The sequence below is a fragment of the Arcicella aquatica genome, from assembly GCF_034928825.1.
In the GTDB taxonomy this organism is placed as follows: domain Bacteria; phylum Bacteroidota; class Bacteroidia; order Cytophagales; family Spirosomataceae; genus Arcicella; species Arcicella aquatica.
In genome coordinates this window covers 1-16,399 of record NZ_JAYFUL010000033.1, presented here as the reverse complement: position 1 = coordinate 16,399, position 16,399 = coordinate 1, and the positions used below count along the sequence as shown (strand labels likewise).

Genomic DNA, 16,399 nt, shown 5'->3' with positions numbered 1-16,399 from the left:
ATTTATCATATTTTATCTTCTTGGCTTTAATTCCTACTAATTTTTCCTCGTGGTTTTAAGGTAATCTCTTACATTCTCATTAATTTTGTACTTTTACAAGAATATCCGATAACAGGTAGTTTAAATTGACTAACTTTACACAATACCTGTTCAAAAGAAATATAAAAAATAAAGAACAAATTCACAAAATGGGATTATTCAATTTCCTGACTTCAGACATTGCGATTGACCTTGGCACTGCCAATACGTTAATTATCCATAAAGATAGAATTGTGGTTGACGAACCATCAATTATTGCCCTTGATAAATTGAGCAATAAAGTATTAGCCATTGGTAACAAGGCAATGCAGATGCACGAAAAAACCAATGATAATATCAAAACGATTCGTCCTTTGAAAGACGGAGTGATTGCTGACTTTACGGCAGCCGAATTGATGATTCGGGGAATGATAAAAATGATTGATACGGGAAGTCGTTTCTTTACGCCATCTCACCGAATGGTTGTTTGTATTCCTTCTGGAATTACAGAGGTAGAAAAAAGAGCGGTAAAAGATTCTTGTGAACACGCTGGAGCAAAAGAAGTGTATATGATTCATGAACCTATCGTTGCGGCAATAGGTATTGGAATAGATATTGAACAACCAAACGGTTCAATGATTGTGGATATTGGCGGAGGTACTACCGAAATAGCAGTCATTGCGCTTTCAGGTATTGTTTGTGAGGCTTCAGTACGTATCGCTGGAGATGTATTTACCCGTGATATTGTTGATTATATGCGTCGCGAGCATAATTTATTGATTGGTGAGCGTTCGGCAGAGTTAATCAAAATAGAAGTAGGTTCAGCGTTGCCAGAATTGGAAAATCCACCAGCAGATTATGAAATCCGTGGACGTGACTTAATGACTGGTATCCCGAAAGAAATAAAGGTTACTTATTCAGAGATTGCTTATGCCCTAGATAAATCAATTTCTAAAATTGAAGAAGCCGTAATGAAAGCCCTAGAGGTGTCACCTCCTGAACTTTCGGCAGATATTTATCACAATGGTATTCATTTAACAGGTGGAGGAGCGTTGTTGCATGGTTTAGATAAGCGTTTAGCTAACAAAACTAAATTGCCTATTCATATTGCTGATGATCCATTAAGAGCTGTAGTGCGTGGAACAGGTGAAGTATTAAAACACCTCGACCATTTCAAGCCTATTCTCATCTCTTAATTAACTAGGCTAAGGAATGAGTAAATGAAAGAATGATATTTTTATGTTCTTTCGTTTACTCATTTTTACATTATAGCCTTTTCTGTCAAATCAATTATTCCAAGATTCTTCTTTTAATAAATGTATCAGTTAATCCAATTTATCTCTAGGAAACGAGCCTTCATTTTGTTTGCATTATTGGAGGTACTGAGTCTGTGGTTTTTTTATTCATATAATAATTACCCCAGTGCTATCATGTTCAACACTACGAACTATTATGCTGCACAAGCATTGGATATTTCCAATAGTATCGTAGAGTATTCTAACCTGAGCAAAGTGAATGAAGATTTAAGCTCGGAAAATAAAAGACTTTATGAGTTAGTAGAGAAGCTACAAGCTCAACAAACGCCCATTACTCACTCTATCATCAATTACAAAGCTGATTCTGCTGTGGCAGCTCGCTTTAAGGTTACGGTAGCCAAAGTTACTAACCTAAGCGTAGCTCAGTTTAATAACTATATTACGATAGATAAAGGTACGGCTGATGGTTTAGCACCTGGGATGGGAGTAATTTCTTCAACGGGCGTAGTAGGTAAAATAAAATCATGTTCGGAACATTATTCAAGAATAATCTCTATACTACATTCAGAATATACTGTTTCTGCCAAGATTAAAAGCAACAATGAAATCGGCTCTATCAAATGGGATGGACTGAATCCTTCTGTCGTAGAAATGACAGATGTTTCAAGGTACAAAAATGTGAAAGTAAAGGATACTGTAATGACGTCAGACTTCAATTACGTCTTCCCGTCGAACATCGTCATTGGTTACGTTAGCAAAGTAGGTTTAAAACCAGACCAAACTTTTCATGACATAAAAGTAAAATTGGCCACTGACTTTAGTACGCTTTCGTATGTATATGTTATAAATAACAAACTAGAAAAAGAACAAAGAACCTTAGAAAGTACTGATAGTGAAGTAAAAAAATAGCGTACTATTTTCCAATAATTTGCATAGCCATTATAAACTCGGCAATCTAATTAATAATGACTCCAAGAAATATTTTTCCTCAAATACTTACTTTTATATTTTATCTTTTGTTGCAAATTTTCTTTGTTAGACAATTGGTATTTCTCAATCACGCATTTTGTTTTGTTTATGTAGCTACGGTCATTTTGCTTCCTTTTGATATTAATAGAGTCCAATTGATTTTCTTAGGTTTTATTGCAGGAATGTTTGTTGATATATTTTATAATACCATTGGTGCTAATGCAGCAGCCATGACATTCATCGCTTATATTCGTACACCAATTTTGGCTTTATTGGTGCCTCAGAGAGGCTATGACGAACGCCAAATACTAAGTTTGAAATCAATGGGGGTATCTTGGTTTCTGACCTATGTAATGATATTGACGGTTATTCATCACTTTATTTTATTTTCATTAGAGGCCTCCAATTTCGGGCTTATTCTCCCCATCTTAGCAAAAGTGATTGCTAGCACGATTTTTACTACATTAGTAATTGTAATTATCCAGTTATTTAGAAAAGATTAAAATAAAAAAAGTTTTACGCCTTTTTGTCAGGAAAAAAGTTCAAATCATGCTTGGCAAGTTGTTTGTTTATAGAGATTATCTAAAACAATGTAATGTAGATTCAATAAATTACTTGATAATTACGGTATCATTTTCTATTTTTATCAAGTGATATTCAGCAGCAATCATGGACGAGCAAGAAGAAATTAAAATAACTCAAACCTATACTGAAGTAGAAAAACACAGAGTTTTCGAAAAAGAGTTTATGCCGTACATTGACTCAATGTACAACTTTGCCTTCCGTCTGACAAACGATGAGGATGATGCTAACGACCTTGTTCAAGACACATACCTGAAAGCATTTAGATTTATCAATTCATTTGCCGAGGGAACTAATGCTAAAGCATGGCTGTTCAGAATCCTGAAGAATAGTTTTATTAACGATTTTAGGAAGAAATCTAAAGAGCCGTCGAAGGTTGATTATCAGGATGTTGAAACAACTTATAATTCAGAAGAAGACGCAGAAACTACTCAAACAGTTGATTTAAGAGCAGATACTGTTCAAGATTTAATTGGAGATGAAATTGCCAATGCGCTAAATGCTTTACCTGTTGATTTTCGTACTGTTATTATACTATGTGATGTTGAAGGGTTTACTTATGAAGAAATGGCGAAGATATTAGATATACCTATAGGAACCGTACGTTCTCGTTTACACCGTGCCAGAATGTTGTTAAAAGAAAAATTGAAATCGTATGCCAAATCTTTGGGCTATGACGTAAATGCTGACAGCATGGCAGAATAGTCAACTATTGATGGAAAAATAATTATAATCAAGAAATTTTTTATATTTTTTAGTATATGGGAATTTTTTTTACAACCTTCCTGTTCAATAACTACTTGATTATCATAAATAGTAACCCCAATACAACGCCAAATTAAAATTTGTTTAATCCAATAGAATAATGGTTTCCGAGGTTGAAAAAATTCAAAAAAAAACAAGCTGTGAGCATCAATCTGAATGCATGAAATTAGTTCAATTAATTGTGGACGGTCAGGCATCAGAAGAGCAAATAGCCCAATTTAAACAGAACATGGATAAATGTTTGCCGTGTGAGAAAGGATATGAATTGGAAAAGTGTATTAAAGAAACAATGCAATTAAGATTGGAAAAGAAATGTGTTCCGACGAGTTTGATTGATTGTATCAAAAAGAAAATAAGTGCATTATAATTGAGTATTTAAGCTCAAAAAATAAAGGTTATTAAGTTGGTCGTTTTGTTTACGATATACTTAATAGCCTTTTACTTTTAATTAATTAGGGTATTTTACTTGTTGAAAATTGGAAAACGGAAAACTTATTATCTTCTCTGCCCCTTCTGGTTCGGGCAAAACTACTATTGTTAAGCACTTGCTTGCCAATAATGCCAATCTTGGATTTTCTATTTCTGCTTGCACGCGTGACAAACGTGGACGGAATGAAGAAAATGGAAAAGATTATCACTTTATGACGCCAGAGGAATTCAAAACTAAGATTGATAAAGATGAATTTGTAGAATGGGAAGAAGTTTACCCTGGTGCTTATTACGGTACGTTGAAGTCAGAAATTGAACGTTTATGGGCATCTGGTAAACATGTGATTTTTGATGTGGATGTTCGTGGAGGAGTAAAATTGAAGGAATATTACAAAGAACGAGCGTTGTCTATCTTTGTAAAAGTACCAAGCGTACAAGAGCTAGAAAAACGCTTGCGCGAACGTGGTACAGATTCGGAAGACTCTATTTCTAAGAGAGTATTCAAAATGAATTTTGAAATGTCATTCCAAGATAAATTTGATATTGTGTTATTGAATGATGATTTAACAGAGGCATTCAGAAAAGCTCAAAAACTATTTGATGAATTTATAAACTAAGCTTTAAAAGCTGTGAGTATTGAGCTATGAGCTTATCCATTTGTTAATACCAATAATAATAATTGTTCATAGCTTGTTGCTCAAATCTTAAGAGCTCAGAACTATATGAAAATAGGTCTCTTTTTTGGTTCTTTCAATCCCATCCATATTGGGCATTTAATAGTTGCCAACGTAATGGCTACTACTACCGACTTAGAACAAGTCTGGTTTGTAGTGTCGCCACAGAATCCATTTAAAAAGAATAAATCGCTATTACACGAATTTGATCGTTTGGATATGGTTGAAAAAGCCATCGCTGATAATCCTAGATTCAAAGTAACTAATATCGAATTTTCGATGCCCAAACCTTCTTACACGATTGATACACTAATCCGTTTACAAGAGAAGCATCCACAACATGAATTTAAATTGATTATTGGTGGTGATAACTTGGCTCAATTTCCAAACTGGAAAAACCACGATAAGATATTAGAATACTTCGGCTTATATGTTTATCCCCGCCCCAATGCCGAACTGAGTGATTTAGAGAAACATCCTAACGTACGTTTAGTCAAAGCACCTTTATTGGATATTTCTGCCACTTTTATTCGAGAATGCTTAAAGAATGGACAATCAATCAGTTATATGATTCCCGAGGCAGTGGAAGAGTTCATTTTGAGGAAAAAATTTTACTTATGAAAATTAGCATTTTAGGTTGCGGTTGGCTAGGCTTGCCTTTAGGTAAGTATTTAGTAGCACAAGGACATCAAGTAAAAGGTTCTACTACCTCTGAAGCTAAATTCCCATTATTGCAAGCTGTGGGTATTAGTCCTTTTGTGGTTAAATTCTCTCCCGAAGTTGAAAGCGATAATCTTGCAGAGTTCCTGAATTCAGATGTCTTAATTATTTGCATTCCTCCTCGTGCTGGCAAATTTGGGGAAGACTATCATGTACAACAAATACAATCATTAATTACCTCTCTTTCTTCATCCAGTATTCAATCTATTCTCTATACATCATCTACTTCTGTATATCCAGATTTGAATAGAACAATCACCGAAGACGACGAAGTGATAGCGTCTTCTGCGTTGATAAAGGTAGAGAATCTGTTAAAAGGACTGGACTTAGCAACAACAATCTTGCGTTGTGGAGGGTTGATGGGACAGGAAAGAATAGGGGCGAAGTATTTTGCTGGTAAACGTATAAATACGGGACAAATTCCTGTCAATTATATACACCAAGACGATGTAATAGGCATTATTGCGATGATACTTGAAAAGGGTATTTGGCAGGAGACTTTTAATGCTGTTTCGCCAGAACATCCCGTTCGGGAAGCGGTATTTTTAAAGAACTGTGAAGAATATGGGTTTGAAAAACCTATTTTTGAAGAAGCTACTGAGCCTATTCCCTTTAAAATTATAAGTCCTCAGAAGCTCATACAACAAACTGGCTATCAGTTTAAATATGCTAATCCATTGGATTTTAAATATAAGGTTGATTAATTAGTGAGTTGTGAGTTAGTGAATTGTGTGATTTAAATTTCTTGTAGCGGTAACCCTTGCAGTTACCGTTTATCGGATACAAGAAACGGTAACCGCAAGGGTTACCGCTACAAGATTATAATAGATTATAATGATTAGCTGCTATCTGAAATCCGATTTCCGATGACCAATTAATCACTAATTCACTAACTCACAATTCACCATTATTTAAGCGTTCTTTCAAACAGTTTAAAGATACGCTTGTATTCATCTATCCACGAAGTAGGTTCTACAAAACCATGGTCTTCCATCGGATAAGATGCCAATTCCCAGTTGTCTTTTTTCAATTCAATCAGCCTTTGAGCCAAACGAACAGCATCTTGATAATGTACATTTACATCTATCATACCATGACATATCAATAGATTTCCCTTCAATCCATCTGCATAATATATTGGTGAGCTTTTGCGATATGCAATAGAGTCTGTTTGGGGTTCATTCAGAATGTTTGCCGTATAAGGGTGATTATAGGCCGCCCAGTCTGTTACAGGTCTTAGTGCAGCACCCGCAGCAAATACATCTGGCGTAGTAAACATTGCCATCAAAGTAATAAAACCACCATATGAACCACCATAAATACCGATTTTTTTAGGGTCTACCCCTTGGTTTTCAACCAGCCATTTTGCTCCATCTACTTGGTCTGTCAAATCTTTACCACCCATAAAACGATAAATGCCTGTACGCCAATCTCTACCATAACCTGATGAACCACGGTAATCAATATCTAGGACAGTATAACCGTTATCAACTAACATATTATGGAACATATATTCACGGAAATACTGGCTCCACCATTTATGTACATTTTGTAGATACCCCGCACCATGTACAAAGATTACTGCTGGTTTTTTCCCTTTCTCTCCTTTGGCTTCATATAAACGAGCATATACCTCAGCGCCATCCTTTGCACTAAAAGTAATGATTTCAGGCTCACGCCATTTGTATTCTTTAAACTGCTGACTTTGTGATTTAGTAATCTGGGTAGGGGGAGCATTTACAATATTGTCTTGAATATACACTTCCCAAGGACGATTTGAATAAGAATTCAAATACGCTAATTTGGTTTCATCGGGTGAAAGCACCACTTGGTTCGAGCCCGTCATTTTTGTTAAACGTATTCTATCCCCACCTGTTACAGCCATTTTATAAAAATGCTGTTCTCCTGGATGTACCTCGTTTGAAGTAAAATAAAAAAATAGTTTGTCTTTTGATAGTTGAAGGCTCTGTACTTCAAATTTACCTTTTGTTAATTGTTTTTTAGCCCCAGTTGCTAAGTTGGCAGTGTAAATATGAGAATAACCATCTTCTTCTGATTGATAATATACCGTTTGATTATCCCCTAAAAAACCAATATTTCCGAAATTAATCCCCGGTCCGCCAATCCAAGCCTCATCTCTTTGTCTGTCGATAGTCTTCAGTTTTCGGGTAGCAACATCCAATTTCAAAATCCAACGGTCTTTATTATCCTGACTTCTTACAACCAAGACACAATATTTACCATCTTCCGACCATACGACTTCACTAAAGATTACTTTTCTAGGTTCTACCTTTTTATTTTTGGTCGTATCTTTTTTAGCATAATCTTTTAAATAATCAGGTTGGTCATAAATTCCCTCAATCTCCTTCGTAGAAACCTGTAAAGCGGTATCTTTTTTGATGTCATATACCCAAAACTCATAACTTGGCATCGGCGCACCTACTTTGGTTCTAGCAGGCAAATCTTCGGTAAACCCCGATTCGGTTACATAGCTTGGCACAACAGCATTTTTAGCACCCGTTGCCGATTTAGTTAAACGATAGGTAATATAATTTTCATCAGGACTCAAAGTCTGAATATCTACTCTTTTATCATCAATATAAATCTCTTTGGCACGTTTAGGCAAATCAGCTTTGGCAATTATATCTCCCTGCTTTTTCTTATCAGCACGTTCTTTTAATATTTCAAAAAGACTTAACTGGTCAGTTTTTTGCCATTTTTCTTGTTCATTTAGCTTTGCTTCCGCTTTTTTAGCTCCACTTAAAAAATTGCTGAGTTGTTCTGTTTCGCCAGTGGATAAATCAAAGCTAAACAAGTTGCTGGCTTTGGTATAAATAATTTTGTTTTCCTTGCCATTAAAATTAGGGTTACCTTCCGTTTCAACAGTATTAGTAATCTGGCGAACAGCCATTGTTTTGCAGTCTAGCAAAAACAAATCGCCATTTTTTGTATAGATTTTTTTAGAGAAATCTCTATTATATACCCCCGAAAATGAAGGTAAAGCTCTACGTGTTTGAGGAGCTATTTTAAATGGTTTTTTTTCAGTGACAGAAGCCCCATATAACGAATCCGCCTTATTTCTGAATGGATTCCAATTAAAATAAACCATTTTACTATCCTCCGACCAATTGATAGAAGAAGGCAAAGCTCCAATGGTAAATTTAGGGTCTTGCATAATATGTTCAACACTCAATTGTTGAGCATACAGTGTAAAACAAAAACAAGTGGTAATAAGTAGGGTAAGTATTTTTTTCATGTTGATGAGTTTTTACTATAATTTACATCTATTAATTTATATTAGACACCTTTTTATAAGGTATCTAATATAAGCCCTATATCTAACTAATCCCCCATTCCTTAATCTTAGAAATCAGCGTATCAATATCACCAGCACCAACGGTTACTATTAGCTCAGGCTGTTTGGCCTCTAATAAGTCTAATACTTTTTCTTTACTGCAAAGTGTTTTGATAGGCGATGTTACCTTATCGAAAATAATTTGCGACGTAACGCCTTCGATAGGTAATTCCCTCGCTGGATAAATATCTAATAAAATTAAATCGTCAGCCAAGCTCAAGCTTTCTGCAAAGCCTTCTTGGAAGTCACGGGTACGTGTAAACAAATGTGGCTGAAATACTACCGTTAATTTACGCGTTGGATATAATGCCTTCACAGAAGATAAAAAGGCCTGTATTTCGGTAGGATGATGGGCGTAATCGTCGATATAAACAATTTTCTCTGAACGGATATGGTATTCAAAGCGACGTTTTACACCACCAAAACTGCAAATACCCTGTTTGATTTGTTCAGCCGTCAATCCTGCTTCTAAAGCTACGGCCGTAGCTGCCAAAGCATTTTCTACGTTATGAAAACCAGGCGTCAGCAAAGTACAATCTTTAATAATACCATTTGGATAGATAATATCAAAAATCATTTCTGCATTTTCAATCCTAAGGTTTTGTGCATAAAAATCACCTTCATTTAATGAATATTCTGCCGATTCATTCTTGGTAAAACCTGCTAAATTCAACCCTTTGCGTTGGTACAATTTTCCGCCATCTTTGAGCTGAGAAACGAATAATTGAAAAGATTCTAGCAACTGACTGTGGTCACCATAAATATCTAAATGGTCGGCATCTGTTGAAGTAACAATGGTTAGATTAGGATATAGTGTAAGAAACGAACGGTCGAACTCATCAGCTTCTACCACACAAATTACATCATCAGGAGATTCATTGATTAAAAAATTGGTACCATAATTCTGTGTGATTCCCCCTAAAAAAGCGGTAACGTTTTTACCAGCCTGTTTTAGAATATGCGATACCATCGATGAAGTAGTGGTTTTGCCATGTGTACCAGAAACTGCAATGGTATAGAAGCTTTTGGTTAATAACCCCAATACTTGCGAACGCTTCATCAATGTGAAACCATTATCTTTTAAATAATTAAATTCAAGGTTATCTTTAGGTATAGCGGGTGTATAGACGATTAAAGTTTCTTCTTTATTCGCTAAAACCTCAGCGGGAATCAAATTGATGTTATCAGAGAAATGAACAGGGATTCCTTCGGCTTGTAAAGCATTGGTCAAGGGGGTAGCGGTTTTGTCATAGCCAGCTAACGAATATCCATTGGCAATAAACCAACGTGCAATTGCCGACATACCGATGCCACCTATGCCAAGAAAATAAATGTGTTTTAGGACTTTAAGATTCACTTTTATCAAGGGTTAAATTTCATTAGAACAAAGATATTTTAAAAAAATTAAAACAAAATGATTTTACAAAGTCTTACCATTATCAATAAGTATAATATTAATTTTTTGTAAAATGACAAATCTATCTACCAAAGTCCATTGTGATACTTTTAAGGGAGTTCGTGTGGTAAGTCCACTATTGTATGCCTTTGAATTTATGAGTATTGCTGGTAATGGTACTAGCGACTATGATTTCTTGAAAGAGTATGCTAAAAATAAGGCTTGGGATTTTGATTTAAATATGGTTCTTGACTTTATAAAACTTCGAGAAAATACTGTTGTCATAACTTGTCCAAAAGAAAAAATTCAATGGGTAAACAAGGGTTTTACCAGAATGACTGGCTATGGCTTTAATGAAGCAGTAGGTAAATCTCCGAATTTTCTTCAAGGTAAAGAAACATCTTTAGTAACACGACAATTGATTAGAGAAAGTCTAAATCTCAGGGCTCCATTTTCGGGAAAAGTAATCAATTACCGTAAAGATGGAGATTCTTACCTCTGTAGAGTTGATATTTTACCTGTATTTAACCGAGATAATGTATTAAGTAATTTTATAGCCTTAGAACATGAACTAGTTTAGTATAAATGATGATGACTAATCCCATGAAGCAATTGTTTTGTGGGATTTTTTATTGGAAGAATAATCATTTGAAAAAATAGATGAAGACAAAATATTATTATTGATATTTCTTGAAATATATACTGTAGATTTGGTTACTTATTTTCTTGATAAAATTATATTTGTAAAATAAAAATTAAACTTCTCGAAGAAAACACATAAAATTAATTCAAAGTATAAATAGTAAAATGTAATTTCGCAGTATATTATCTAATTGAACCATCAAGATTGAATAATTAACAGAAATATGTCTTATCAAAGAAAAACTAAAATCGTAGCAACAGTAGGTCCGGCGTCTGATTCAAAAGAAATGCTGGTTAAGTTTGCTAAAGCAGGTGTAAATATTTTCCGACTAAATTTTTCGCACGGCTCACACGAAGATCATTTACAAAGACTAAACACAATCAGAGAAATAGCTGATGAATTAGATATAAATCTTGCAGTGCTTCAGGATTTACAAGGTCCTAAAATTCGTACTCAACTTGTCGAAAACAATGGCGTTACTATCACCGCAGGAAATACCTTAACATTCGTAATGGATGAAAACTTAATGGGAACCTCTGAACGTGTTGGTACAACTTATACTTCTATGTATTTAGATGTAAACGTTGGAGAAAGAATTTTGATGGATGATGGAAATTTAGAAGTTAAGGTTTTAGAGATTGATAAAGTAAAGAAAGAGGTAATTACAGAAGTTATTTACGGTGGCGTATTGAAATCTAAAAAAGGTATTAACCTACCAGGCACTAAGGTTTCTTTACCATGTTTAACTGAAAAAGACCTTAAAGATTTATATTTTGGCTTAGATAATGGCGTAGATTGGATAGCCCTTTCATTTGTTCGTACTGCTGCTGATATTCATGATATCAAAGATAGAATCAAGGCTTATGGTAAAAAGAATACAAAGGTTATTGCTAAAATCGAAACGCCATTTGCGATTGATAATTTAGATGAAATTATCGAAGCTACTGATGCTATCATGGTTGCTCGTGGTGATTTAGGTGTTGAGATTGACGGTGCTAGAGTACCACATTTACAAAAGTTAATGGTTGAGAAGTGTACTTTGGCTGGAAAACCAGTTATCGTGGCTACTCAAATGTTAGAATCAATGATTTCTAACCCAGTACCTACTCGTGCTGAAACTTCAGATGTAGCTAATGCTGTATTGCAAGGAGCTTCTGCTACGATGTTAAGTGGTGAATCTGCTTCGGGAGCATATCCTTTGAAAGCTGTTCAAACGATGGCTCATATCCAAGAGGTAGTTGAACAACAACAAAATGAGATTAAAATCGTAAAAGGTGACGAGGCTTCAATTTACTTCAAAAACCACTCTTTAAGTAAAGGTGCTACAGCATTCCCTTTAAACGACCGTATGATTGCTGGTGCATGTCGTTTGGCACGTGATACTGAAGCAAAAGCAATTTTATGTATTACAAACAGTGGTTATACAGCCTTCCGTTTGTCTGCTCACCGTCCTAAAGCAGGTTTATATATCTTCACAGCTAATAAAGCCGTTCAGCAAGAAATGGGGTTATTATGGGGAGCAAATGTTTTCTATTATGAAACCCAAGGAAATGATGTTGAAGCAACTGTAAAAGGAATGACTGACTTCTTGAAGGAAAAAGGTTTATTAGCAGTTGGTGATACTTTCGTATCAACATTAAGCATACCTTCTGATAAAAAATTGAAGACTAATACCGTTCAATTAGGAATTGTTGAATAGTTTTAGATAATTGAAAAAGCCCTGTAAATTTGATTTGCAGGGCTTTTTTGTGTTTTTGAGATGCTTTTATTGTTTTAGGCAAACTTAGTTTAATAATGATCGGATTTTCGCTGTCGCAAGTTGACAAAACCATAAAATAAAATTTCTCCATCAAAATGTAATTTACTGGGCTTTCTGATTATTTTTAGGGAAAATAAACGGAGATACTATGTCCCTAATCCCTATTTCAAAATTATTGGCTACTGGCATTGGTTATTGCTTGACCAACAAAGATTTAATGGAAGCCGTTGATAAGAACGGCTTTTTATCAATTTCTACGGCTTTTGAAATTGGTAAGACAGCAGTACAAGCCATTGGTCCTGAATTGATGGGAGGTTTTAATGAAGAAATTGATTATCAGAAATTCAGAAAAACATTATTTGAAGAACATCCTGATAAAATCAATCATGATTTGTCTAATTTGTTGAAAGATGCAACAGTCCGTTCTGTTGGATTTGTGAAAAAACTGTATCTCGAAAAAATTACCCAAGAACAAGAAACTACTTTTTGGAGTAAAATCAAACCTAATCCTTTCAAAGAAGAGGAAACTACTTTGAAAAATATGCAATCCGATTTGAAGTTTTGGATTCAAGATGAAGATATTGAAACGTTATTGCTCGAAAAACCAGAAGGTTGTTTAAATGATATTACCCAATATCTTTTTGAGGTTTCTGGGCAAGAACAAAATGATGAACAATGGATTGCATTACGAGCATTTTTTAAAGAGAAGCTGCCTTTTTGCTTTGATTTGGCATTTAAAGAAGCCCTCAAAGAAAACCAAAATGGACGAATTGCCTTTCAAATTTGGATTTGGCAAGACATCCAAAAGGACGTAAAAACCACAAAAGCCATTACAGAAGCTATTTTAAAAGAAGTACAATCTTTAAAATTAGCCTTAGAAAATAAGGACTCCGAACCTGCCAATTCTCTACAATTTAAAGCACAAATTACACATTCTTTTGAAGAATTGAACCGCAAATTTGAAGTATTTTGTGTAGAGATTATTGGAAAGTTGGACGAATTACTTTCTGTTACTAAAGAGATAAAAAGAGACACAACTGAAATAAAAGAGAATGTAAAAGTGGTAAGAGAACTTTTAAAAACTCAACAATTACTTAAACCTGAGTTAAAAAAAGGGTGGAGCGAGTTGAAGGAGGTAAACCTTTTAGAACCACAAAATTCAAATTACGCAATAGAATTTTTAAATGGGAAAAGCCCTGAATGGTTTATTATTAAAAAACATACATTTAAGAGAGACGTATTGAAAGATATAGAAGCCTGTTTAAGTGAAAATAACGTAATTCTTCTTACAAGTGCTGGTGGGGAAGGTAAAACAACTTTGTTACATCAAATCGGAATAGCCTATTTTGACAAGAAATACAGAGTCGTTTATGATTTTAATTTTAATGAATCCCTAAATTTGAGTTCATTACATTTTGATGACAGACCAACGATATTACTCTTGGATAATGCTAATCTAAGAAACGATATTTATAGCTTGTTAGAAAAAAGAACTCTTGCATCCTCTTTTGGTTCTAAAAATATAAAAATAGTTATCGCTTCTCGTAAAAATGAATGGACGTATTTTTTGAGTACTGCGGATGAAGCTAAAAGAATTAACCAAGGAATTAATCGTGAATTTTCACTGGGAAAATTGTCTGAACATGAAGTTTCAAGATTAGCCGACCTTTTTACTAAATCCAATATTCCAATTAAGTATGAAAAGAAAGATTTAGAAAAAATAATAAAAGATAGAAGAGAAGACTTCCTTCTTTCAACAATGATTACTATCACAAAGGGTAAACCTTTTGAAGATACAATCCAAGATATTGTTGAAAACATTGATAAAATGGACGTTGATTCAACAGCATTATTTTCACTTTCCATTATTGTTACCATAGAATTACGAGCAAAGCGATATGCTGAAATAGATTGTTATTGCACAAAAGCATTTTTGAGAGAATGTTTAAAGGAAAACGGGACAAAAAATATTGATAAAACATTCTCACAAATACAGTCTATTTTAACTGGCGAAGCATTTATCCAAGATAATGGTATGAAGATAACTACAAGAAATCCACAAATCTCAGAACTCTATTATAAATATATCTTTCAAATTGAGCCCCCGAAAAGAGATGAACTTGATATTTTAGAAACAATTTTACTTTCGGCGAGGAAAGTTGGGGACAAATTTGGAGAATATCTATTAATGAATCTACCTTATAATTATATTAAAGATAATTTAGAGTTAAGCAGATTACTTTTTCAAATTTCAGCAAGCTTTGGCTTTCTATCACACAATTGTATTTATTGGATAAATTTAGAGATTGATAGAAATAACATAGGGGATTATTCAACAAAGTATTCCGCTCTATGGATTTGTAAGGAAAGTGTTCAAGAAACTAATGATGCTGAATTGTATCAACTATGGGCAAATTTAGAAATAGAACAAAATAATATTGGAAATTATGAGATTGAAAACACAGCCAGATGGATTTGTATAGAAGGTATCAAAAACACAAAAAATATTGGCCTCTATCGATTATGGATAAAATTAGAAATAGAACAAAATAATGTTGGAGATTATGAGACAGAAAACACAGCCAGATGGATTTGTAGAGAAGGCATCAAAAACACAAAAAATATTGACCTCTATCTATTATGGACAAAATTAGAAATAGAACAAAATAATATTGGAGATTATGAGACTGAAAACACAGCCAGATGGATTTGTAAAGAAGGCATCAAAAACACAAAAAATATTGACCTCTATCGATTATGGACAAAATTAGAAATAGAACAAAATAATGTTGGAGATTATGAGACTGAAAACACAGCCCGATGGATTTGTAGAGAAGGCATCAAAAACACAAAAAATATTTACCTCTATCAATTATGGGCAAAATTAGAAATAGAACAAAATAATGTTGGAGATTATGAGACTGAAAATACAGCCAGATGGATTTGTAGAGAAGGTATCAAAAACACAAAAAATATTGACCTCTATCTATTATGGACAAAATTAGAAATAGAACAAAATAATGTTGGAGATTATGAGACTGAAAACACAGCCCGATGGATTTGTAGAGAAGGCATCAAAAACTCAAAAAATATTAACCTCTATCGATTATGGGCAAAATTAGAAATAGAACAAAATAATGTTGGAGATTATGAGACTGAAAACACAGCCCGATGGATTTGTAGAGAAGGCATCAAACATACAAAAAATGCAGACTTATACGAGTCATGGGCAAAATTAGAAATAGAACAAAATAATATTGGAGATTATGAGATTGAAAACACAGCCCGATGGATTTGTAGAGAAGGCATCAAAAACTTAAAAAATATTAACCTCTATCGATTATGGGCAAAATTAGAAATAGAACAAAATAATGTTGGTGATTATGAGACTGAAAACACAGCCAGATGGATTTGTAAAGAATTGTTTTTAGCTATCTCTCATAAAATAGAAATGGATTTGATAATATATATAAAATGGCTTTGTTTAGAATTTATAAACGAAAATATTGGAAGTGAAAATGAAACGTATTCAGCGAAATGGCTTTTAAATAAAATTTTTCAAAAAAAAATATCCCTCGAAGAATTTAGCAAGCGAGTGAATGTTAGTTTCAATTCAGTTGATGATTTAGAAATATTTATTGCTAATAATGCTAAAAAAATAATAAGTAATGAGATTAGTATTGCAAAAATTGATGATTAAAACAATTTGAATATTTAATGTAAGTTGCGTAGTGTTAAAACTGTCTATCGAGTATATACATGATAATAAAGCAAAGAATTTTCAATAAAAACCCTTTTGCAGTGACAGCATGAATCTTTTTAGGGAGTTTTGC

Annotated in this window: 13 protein-coding genes and 1 pseudogene; 11 read left to right on the top strand and 3 right to left on the bottom strand. The window is 33.9% G+C overall.

Annotated features, from left to right (window positions below):
- The first annotated feature begins 188 nt into the window (after positions 1–188).
- From VB264_RS17410 to VB264_RS17375, 8 genes are all read left to right on the top strand, one after another.
- On the top strand, positions 189–1,214 hold the full coding sequence (locus tag VB264_RS17410; RefSeq protein WP_323251328.1) for a rod shape-determining protein: 1,026 nt from the start codon (positions 189–191) through the stop codon (positions 1,212–1,214).
- Between the two features lie 120 nt (positions 1,215–1,334).
- The gene (gene mreC, locus VB264_RS17405) at positions 1,335–2,183 is read left to right on the top strand and encodes a rod shape-determining protein MreC (RefSeq protein WP_323251326.1); all 849 of its coding nucleotides are present in this window, start codon (positions 1,335–1,337) and stop codon (positions 2,181–2,183) included.
- 56 nt (positions 2,184–2,239) lie between these two features.
- Positions 2,240–2,746, top strand: coding sequence for a hypothetical protein (locus VB264_RS17400; protein ID WP_309915233.1), 507 nt, complete (start codon positions 2,240–2,242; stop codon positions 2,744–2,746).
- A gap of 166 nt (positions 2,747–2,912) precedes the next feature.
- Positions 2,913–3,530, top strand: a complete 618-nt coding sequence (locus VB264_RS17395) for a sigma-70 family RNA polymerase sigma factor (protein ID WP_184129601.1) — start codon at positions 2,913–2,915, stop codon at positions 3,528–3,530.
- A gap of 220 nt (positions 3,531–3,750) precedes the next feature.
- Entirely contained in the window at positions 3,751–3,957 is a 207-nt protein-coding gene (locus VB264_RS17390) for a phosphohydrolase (protein ID WP_309915235.1), read from the top strand.
- A gap of 109 nt (positions 3,958–4,066) precedes the next feature.
- A complete protein-coding gene (gene gmk, locus VB264_RS17385; protein ID WP_323251322.1) occupies positions 4,067–4,636 on the top strand; it encodes a guanylate kinase in 570 nt (189 codons plus the stop codon).
- A gap of 105 nt (positions 4,637–4,741) precedes the next feature.
- Entirely contained in the window at positions 4,742–5,314 is a 573-nt protein-coding gene (nadD, locus tag VB264_RS17380) for a nicotinate (nicotinamide) nucleotide adenylyltransferase (RefSeq protein WP_323251320.1), read from the top strand.
- Positions 5,311–6,117 (top strand): Rossmann-fold NAD(P)-binding domain-containing protein, encoded by an 807-nt coding sequence (locus tag VB264_RS17375; protein ID WP_323251319.1) that lies wholly within the window; start codon positions 5,311–5,313, stop codon positions 6,115–6,117. The genes nadD and VB264_RS17375 overlap by 4 nt, the downstream gene beginning before the upstream one ends.
- 203 nt (positions 6,118–6,320) lie before the next feature.
- Here VB264_RS17375 and VB264_RS17370 read toward each other — a convergent pair whose 3' ends face one another.
- The gene (locus VB264_RS17370) at positions 6,321–8,669 is read right to left on the bottom strand and encodes a S9 family peptidase (RefSeq protein WP_323251317.1); all 2,349 of its coding nucleotides are present in this window, start codon (positions 8,667–8,669) and stop codon (positions 6,321–6,323) included.
- An 82-nt stretch (positions 8,670–8,751) separates the two neighbouring features.
- Positions 8,752–10,125, bottom strand: a complete 1,374-nt coding sequence (gene murC / locus VB264_RS17365) for a UDP-N-acetylmuramate--L-alanine ligase (RefSeq protein WP_323251315.1) — start codon at positions 10,123–10,125, stop codon at positions 8,752–8,754.
- A 112-nt stretch (positions 10,126–10,237) separates the two neighbouring features.
- Here murC and VB264_RS17360 point away from each other — a divergent pair, with 112 nt between their 5' ends.
- The 3 genes from VB264_RS17360 to VB264_RS17350 all read left to right on the top strand — a co-directional run bounded on the left by VB264_RS17360 (position 10,238) and on the right by VB264_RS17350 (position 16,266).
- On the top strand, positions 10,238–10,744 hold the full coding sequence (locus tag VB264_RS17360; protein WP_323251313.1) for a PAS domain-containing protein: 507 nt from the start codon (positions 10,238–10,240) through the stop codon (positions 10,742–10,744).
- Between the two features lie 286 nt (positions 10,745–11,030).
- Positions 11,031–12,506: a pyruvate kinase gene (gene pyk / locus VB264_RS17355; protein ID WP_323251311.1), complete on the top strand. Its 1,476-nt coding sequence runs from the start codon at positions 11,031–11,033 to the stop codon at positions 12,504–12,506.
- Positions 12,507–12,714: 208 nt separating this feature from the next.
- A complete protein-coding gene (locus VB264_RS17350; RefSeq protein WP_323251309.1) occupies positions 12,715–16,266 on the top strand; it encodes a P-loop NTPase in 3,552 nt (1,183 codons plus the stop codon).
- A gap of 34 nt (positions 16,267–16,300) precedes the next feature.
- Here the strand turns inward: VB264_RS17350 and VB264_RS25175 are convergent.
- Positions 16,301–16,399: pseudogene (locus VB264_RS25175) on the bottom strand (IS982 family transposase); the annotation flags it as partial.

Excerpts from the sequence above, each read along its gene's own strand:
- VB264_RS17395 (WP_184129601.1), top strand. The coding sequence starts at position 2,913 with ATGGACGAGCAAGAAGAAATTAAAATAACTCAAACCTATACTGAAGTA.
- VB264_RS17370 (WP_323251317.1), bottom strand. The coding sequence starts at position 8,669 with ATGAAAAAAATACTTACCCTACTTATTACCACTTGTTTTTGTTTTACA.
- VB264_RS17390 (WP_309915235.1), top strand. The coding sequence starts at position 3,751 with ATGAAATTAGTTCAATTAATTGTGGACGGTCAGGCATCAGAAGAGCAA.
- VB264_RS17410 (WP_323251328.1), top strand. The coding sequence starts at position 189 with ATGGGATTATTCAATTTCCTGACTTCAGACATTGCGATTGACCTTGGC.
- VB264_RS17400 (WP_309915233.1), top strand. The coding sequence starts at position 2,240 with ATGACTCCAAGAAATATTTTTCCTCAAATACTTACTTTTATATTTTAT.
- VB264_RS17375 (WP_323251319.1), top strand. The coding sequence starts at position 5,311 with ATGAAAATTAGCATTTTAGGTTGCGGTTGGCTAGGCTTGCCTTTAGGT.
- pyk (WP_323251311.1), top strand. The coding sequence starts at position 11,031 with ATGTCTTATCAAAGAAAAACTAAAATCGTAGCAACAGTAGGTCCGGCG.
- VB264_RS17350 (WP_323251309.1), top strand. The coding sequence starts at position 12,715 with ATGTCCCTAATCCCTATTTCAAAATTATTGGCTACTGGCATTGGTTAT.
- nadD (WP_323251320.1), top strand. The coding sequence starts at position 4,742 with ATGAAAATAGGTCTCTTTTTTGGTTCTTTCAATCCCATCCATATTGGG.
- VB264_RS17360 (WP_323251313.1), top strand. The coding sequence starts at position 10,238 with ATGACAAATCTATCTACCAAAGTCCATTGTGATACTTTTAAGGGAGTT.
- mreC (WP_323251326.1), top strand. The coding sequence starts at position 1,335 with ATGTATCAGTTAATCCAATTTATCTCTAGGAAACGAGCCTTCATTTTG.